The sequence below is a fragment of the Stenotrophomonas panacihumi genome (assembly GCF_001431645.1).
Lineage (GTDB): Bacteria > Pseudomonadota > Gammaproteobacteria > Xanthomonadales > Xanthomonadaceae > Stenotrophomonas_A > Stenotrophomonas_A panacihumi.
This window is the reverse complement of the sequence record NZ_LLXU01000138.1, coordinates 1-5,691: the sequence shown is the minus strand read 5'-3', so window position 1 is coordinate 5,691 and position 5,691 is coordinate 1. Positions and strand designations below refer to the sequence as shown.

6 protein-coding genes are annotated in these 5,691 nt (G+C 69.9%); 2 read left to right on the top strand and 4 right to left on the bottom strand.

Annotation, left to right across the window (positions count from 1 at the left end; all coding sequences use genetic code 11):
• Positions 1 to 338 precede the first annotated feature (338 nt).
• Both ARC20_RS17650 and aspS read right to left on the bottom strand, forming a co-directional pair.
• A complete protein-coding gene (locus ARC20_RS17650; protein ID WP_057649392.1) occupies positions 339 to 860 on the bottom strand; it encodes a GNAT family N-acetyltransferase in 522 nt (173 codons plus the stop codon).
• Positions 861 to 864: 4 nt separating this feature from the next.
• Positions 865 to 2,622, bottom strand: coding sequence for an aspartate--tRNA ligase (gene aspS / locus ARC20_RS17645; RefSeq protein WP_057649391.1), 1,758 nt, complete (start codon positions 2,620 to 2,622; stop codon positions 865 to 867).
• 156 nt (positions 2,623 to 2,778) lie between these two features.
• Between aspS and ARC20_RS17640 the strand changes: the two genes are divergently transcribed.
• Positions 2,779 to 3,513: a DUF3011 domain-containing protein gene (locus ARC20_RS17640; protein ID WP_057649390.1), complete on the top strand. Its 735-nt coding sequence runs from the start codon at positions 2,779 to 2,781 to the stop codon at positions 3,511 to 3,513.
• A gap of 78 nt (positions 3,514 to 3,591) precedes the next feature.
• Here ARC20_RS17640 and bla read toward each other — a convergent pair whose 3' ends face one another.
• On the bottom strand, positions 3,592 to 4,488 hold the full coding sequence (gene bla / locus ARC20_RS17635) for a class A beta-lactamase (protein ID WP_057649389.1): 897 nt from the start codon (positions 4,486 to 4,488) through the stop codon (positions 3,592 to 3,594).
• 98 nt (positions 4,489 to 4,586) lie between these two features.
• Between bla and ARC20_RS17630 the strand changes: the two genes are divergently transcribed.
• Positions 4,587 to 5,456, top strand: a complete 870-nt coding sequence (locus tag ARC20_RS17630) for a LysR family transcriptional regulator (RefSeq protein ID WP_057649388.1) — start codon at positions 4,587 to 4,589, stop codon at positions 5,454 to 5,456.
• A 7-nt stretch (positions 5,457 to 5,463) separates the two neighbouring features.
• On the opposite strand, the gene ARC20_RS17625 is transcribed toward ARC20_RS17630, so the two are convergent.
• A partial coding sequence (locus ARC20_RS17625; protein ID WP_237642627.1) for an ABC transporter C-terminal domain-containing protein occupies positions 5,464 to 5,691 on the bottom strand: 228 nt, incomplete at its 5' end.

Below are 5,691 nucleotides of genomic sequence, written 5' to 3'. Positions count from 1 at the left end.
CGGGGAGAGGTGTAAAGGAGCAAGCCTCGCATGGACCCGTGCACGGCCGGGGGGGGCGGGCCCTTTTCGGGACACGCCGTAAACCCATCCATGGAGGCTCGATGGCGACATCCATGTCGCCAACGGTCCCGAAAGGGCCCCGCCCCCACAGTCCCCACAAATCTCTTCGACCGGATACCAAAAAGCATCGACTCGCGCGAGCATCACCCTCACGCGGAGTCTGACGAAGCAAAGCCCCCCTTCTGTTAAGGGGGGCGCGCCAACGGCGCGGGGGATAGGCAAGGCAAGGAGTGGGGCCCGAAGTTTTGCGCAGCAAAACTTTGGGGACGTAGTCCGCTTTAGCGGACTGCGTCTCTCCTCAGGATGTATTCGAGGTCGCGGACCTGTCCCACCGGGAATTCGTACTCGCCGACCCGCTGGAAGCCGTAGCGCGCGTAGAAGCGCTGCGCGCCGAAATTCTCCGACCACACGCCGATCCACAAGCGACGCGGCCCCTCGCGCTCCAGCCACTGCAGCGCGGTCTCGAACAGGCGGCTGCCCCAGCCGCAATTCTGGTAATCCTTCACCAGGTACAGGCGCTTCAACTCGCCATCACCCTGCGCCACTTCCGCGTGCGGCAAACCGCACGGGCCGGCAGCGGCATGGCCCACCGCCACGCCATCGTCTTCCAGCAGCCAGATGGCGTAGTCCGGATGCGCCAGCACGATGCGCGAGCGCTCCACCGCGTAGGCCTCCAGCAGGAAGGCCTGCAGGTCTTCGTCCGGGTACAGGTGGCCGAAGGTTTCGGTGAACGTGCGCGCGGCCAGCGCCGAGAGGACCTCGGCGTCGGCCACGCCGGCGCGGCGGATCGCCAGCGCCATGGCCTCAGCCCTTGGCCGGCTGCGGACGGACCATGATGTGCACTTCCGCCAGCTGCTCATCCGGGATCGGCGACGGCGCGCCGGTCATCAGGCACTGCGCGCCGGTGGTCTTCGGGAACGGGATGACGTCGCGAATCGACTCGGTGCCCGCCATCAGCGCGGCAATGCGGTCGATGCCGAAGGCGATGCCGCCGTGCGGCGGGGCGCCGTACTTCAGCGCGTCGAGCAGGAAGCCGAACTTGGCCTCGGCCTCTTCGGCGCCGATGCCCAGCAGCTCGAACACCGTGCTCTGCATTTCCGGGCGATGGATACGGATCGAACCACCGCCGATCTCGTTGCCGTTGAGCACCATGTCATAGCCGCGCGACACGGCGGTCTTGGCGTTGGCGCGCAAGTCGGCCACGTCGTCCACCGCCGGGGCGGTGAAGGGGTGATGCAGGGCGACGTAGCGCTGCGCTTCCTCGTCCCATTCGAACATCGGGAAGTCGGTGACCCACAGCGGGCGCCAGCCGGCCGCGACCAGGCCGAAGTCCTTGCCGGCCTTCAGGCGCAGCGCGCCCATGAAGTCGGACACCTTGTTGTAGCCACCGGCGCCGAAGAACACGATGTCGCCATTGCCGGCGCCGACATGCTTGAGCAGCGCGGCGAAAGCCTCTTCGGAGAAGAACTTGGCGATCGGCGAAGTCACCTCGCCGGTCTCGCCGAGCTTCACGTAGGCCAGGCCCTTGGCGCCGTACTTGGCGGCGTGGGCGGCGTATTCGTCGATCTGCTTGCGCGAGAGCGTGGCGCCGCCCGGGATGCGCAGCGCGGCGACGCGACCGTCGGCATCATTGGCGGCGGCGGTGAAGGCGGCGAACTCGCTGCCCTTCACCTGCTCGGCCACGTCGACCAGTTCCAGGTCGATGCGCAGGTCCGGCTTGTCCGAACCATAGCGGCGCATCGCCTCGGCCCAGGTCATGCGCGGGAATTCGGCCGCCAGCTCGACGTCCACCACTTCCTTGAACACCGCGCGGATCATCGCTTCCACGGCGTCCTGCACGTCGCGCTCGCGCACGAAGGCGAATTCCATGTCGAGCTGGGTGAATTCCAGCTGGCGGTCGGCGCGCAGGGCCTCGTCGCGGAAGCAGCGCGCGATCTGGTAGTAACGGTCGAAGCCGGCCACCATCAGGATCTGCTTGAACAGCTGCGGCGACTGCGGCAGCGCGTAGAACTCGCCCGGGTGCATGCGCGCCGGCACGAGGAAGTCGCGCGCGCCTTCCGGCGTGGCCTTGGTCAGGATCGGGGTTTCGATGTCCTGGAAGCCGCGCTCGTCGAGGTAGCGGCGCAGCGACTGCACCAGCTTGATGCGGGTGCGCTGCATGCGCTGCATCTCCGGACGGCGCAGGTCCAGGTAGCGGTACTTCAGGCGGGTGTCCTCGCCCGGGTTCTCGTGGGCGTGGAACGGCAGCGGCGAGGCCTTGTTGAGCACGGTGATGCGGGTGGCGATGACCTCGACCTTGCCGGTGCGGATCTTCTCGTTCACCGCATGGCGCGCACGCACCACGCCTTCCACCTGCAGCACGTCCTCGTAACCCAGGTCGGCGGCCACCTTGAACACTTCGGCGTTGTCCGGCTCCACCGTCACCTGCACGATGCCCTCGTGGTCGCGCAGGTCGATGAAGCAGACACCGCCCAGGTTGCGGGCAACGTCGGTCCAGCCGGCGAGGGTGACGGTTTGGCCGATCAGGGTCTCGTCGACCAGGCCGCAGAAGTGGGTACGCATCGCAAAGCTCCGCAGGGGGAAACCCGGCGCAGGCCGCGCCGGAAAGCCCGATATTCTGCGGCCCGGCGGCCGCCCGGGCAAATCGCCCCGGTCACGATCCGTTGTCGAGGCCTGCGGCTATAGTCCGGCCATCTTCACACCCGCAAGGATCCGCAGATGTCCCTCCGCCTGTCGCTCGCCGTTTCCACCCTGGCCGCGCTGCTGGCCCTGGGCGCCACCGCCCCGGCCGCCGCCCAGGACCGGGGCTATTCCGGCCAGACCGTCACCTGCTCGTCGAACAACAACCGCCGCACCCAGTGCAACGTGCCGTTCGTCGGCCGCGCGGTGCTGGTGCAGAACCTGTCCGATACCCGCTGCGTGGAAGGCACCAACTGGGGCAGCGGCCGCGGCTTCGTGTGGGTGGACCGCGGCTGCCGCGCCCGTTTTGCCGACAGCCGCGGCAACGGCTGGGGCGGCGGCGGCGGCCAGGGCGGCACGATCCGCTGCGAAAGCACCGACCACCGCCAGCGCCTGTGCAACACCAACTGGCGCGGCGCCACGCTGGTGCGACAGCTGTCCGACACGCGCTGCGTGGAAGGCCGCACCTGGGGCTTCCGCAACGGCAGCATCTGGGTCAACGACGGCTGCCGGGGCGAATTCGCCGAGGGCCGCGGTGGCTGGGGCGGCGGCAACAGCGGCGGCGGCTGGGGCAATGCCGACCCGAACTACCAGGTCACCTGCAGCAGCGACGACCAGCGCCGCCGCTACTGCAACTGGGACCGCAACCGCGGCCGCCCGGTGATCGTGCAGCAGCTGTCCAAGACCCGCTGCGACGAAGGCCGCACCTGGGGCTACCAGGGCAACCAGCTGTGGGTGGACGACGGCTGCCGGGCGCGCTTCGGCGCCCGCTGAGCCGCCGCTTCACCGGGACACGCAAAGGGCGGCCTCGGCCGCCCTTTGCTTTTGGGCCTGCCGCGGACACCGCCCGGGCTATGCCGGACGCGACACCGCCCGCGCCACCGAGGCCAACGCCGCGTTCTGACCGTCCGGGTCCACCTGGGCGCCCTGCAGGTAAGTCGCCAGCAGCAACGGTGCTCCCCCGCCCGGCGGCCACAGGATCGCGATGTCGTTGGTGGTGTCCTCGCCGTTGAACCCGGTCTTGTCGCCCACCTGCCAACCCGCCGGCAGGCCGGCGCGCAGGCGCTTGTCGCCCGTGCGGTTGTCGCGCAGCCAGGCGGTCAGCTGGCCACGCGAGGCCGGCTTGAGCACGTCGCCCAGCAGCAGCCGGCGCAGGTTCCCGGCCATCGCCGCCGGGCTGGTGGTATCGCGGTCGTCGCCCGGCGCGAACAGGTTCATCGTCGGCTCGTTGCGGTCGATGCGAGTCACCGCGTCGCCGCTGGCGCGCAGGAAGGCGGTCAGCCCTTCCGGTCCGCCGACCAGCGGGAACAGCAGGTTCGCGGCGGCGTTGTCGCTGCGGATGATCGTGGCCTGGCACAGCTCGCCCACGCTGAGCCCCTTGGGGCCGACGTGGCGTTCGGTGATGGGCGAGTTGCCCAGCAGGTCGGTGGCGGCAATCGGCACGCGGCGATCCAGCCGCAGCCGGCCGGCATCGACCTCATGCAGGATCGCCCCCGCCAATAGAAATTTGAAGGTGCTGCACATCGGGAAGCGCTCGTCCTCGCGGCGCCCGGCCAGGTAGCGCCCCTCGGCGTCGCGCAGGGCCACGCCCAGCCGGCCGCCGGCGCGCTGCTCGATCTCCGCCCATGCCGCATCCAGCCCCGCGACCACCGGGGCACTGCCTTTTGCCTGTTTCCCCCATGCCGCCTGGACCGCCAGCGCGCTCGCCGCCAGCGCCGACCACTGCAGGAACCGCCTTCTCGTATGCATCGCGCACCTCCTTGGAAAGGCCTGAGTATCGAAACGTTGACCGCGGCCCACCAGCGAGGATATTCAAGGCGACCCATGAGCTGGATTGATGCCTGCCGATGCTGCGCTCCCGCCTGCCGCTCAATGCCTTGCGCGCCTTCGAGGCCGCCGCCCGCCACCAGAACCTGACCCGCGCGGCCGACGAGCTGTGCGTCAGCCAGGCCGCGCTGAGCCACCAGATCAAGGCGCTGGAGGAACGCTTGGGCGTGCGCCTGTTCGAGCGCCTGCCGCGTGGCGTGGCGATGACCGATGAGGCCGCCGCGCTGTACCCGGTGCTGAGCGAATCGTTCGACCGCATCGCCGCCGTGCTCGATCGCTTCGCCGACGGCCGCTACCGGCATGCGCTGGCGGTAGGCGTGGTGGGTACGTTCGCCACCGGCTGGCTGCTGCCGCGGTTGTCGGCCTTCGCCAGCGCGCACCCGGACATCGAATTGCGCCTGCACACGCACAACAACCGCATCGACCTGGCCGGCGAAGGGCTGGAGCTGGCGATCCGCTTCGGCGAGGGCGATTGGCTGGGCCATGTCGCCACGCCCATCCTCGAGGCCCCGTTCGCGCCGGTGTGCGCGCTCGGCATGGCCGCGCAGTTGCGCAAGCCGGCGGACCTGCGCCGCGTGCCGCTGTTGCGTTCCTACCGCGCCGACGAATGGGCGCGCTGGTGCGAAAGCGCGGGCATGCCACCGCTGGAAGCGCGCGGGACGATGTTCGATTCCTCGCTGGCGCTGGCCAGCGCGGCGGCCGCGGGCGCCGGCGTGGCGTTGCTGCCGCTGCGCATGTTCGAGCAGGACCTGGCGTCGGAACGGCTGGTGCAGCCGTTCGATGTCAGCGCCGACCTCGGCCGCTACTGGCTGACGCGGCTGCGCTCACGCGCCGAAAGCGAACCGGCGCGACGTTTCCGCGAATGGCTGCAACAGGCGGCAGCGGCCTGACCGCCGCTCAGCCCATCAACTCCAGCCACTGCTGCTCAGCCTCGGCCAGCCTGGCGGCCACGGCGTCGCGGTCGCGCCCGAATTCGGCCATGCGCTGCGTATCGGCGTAGTTCGCCGGATCGGCGAGCTGGCGGTCGAGCTCGGCCAGCTGCGCTTCCAGTTCGCCCACGCGCTGCTCGGCCACGGCCACCTTGTGCGGGTTGTGCGGCTTCTTCGGCACCGGCGGGGCCAACGG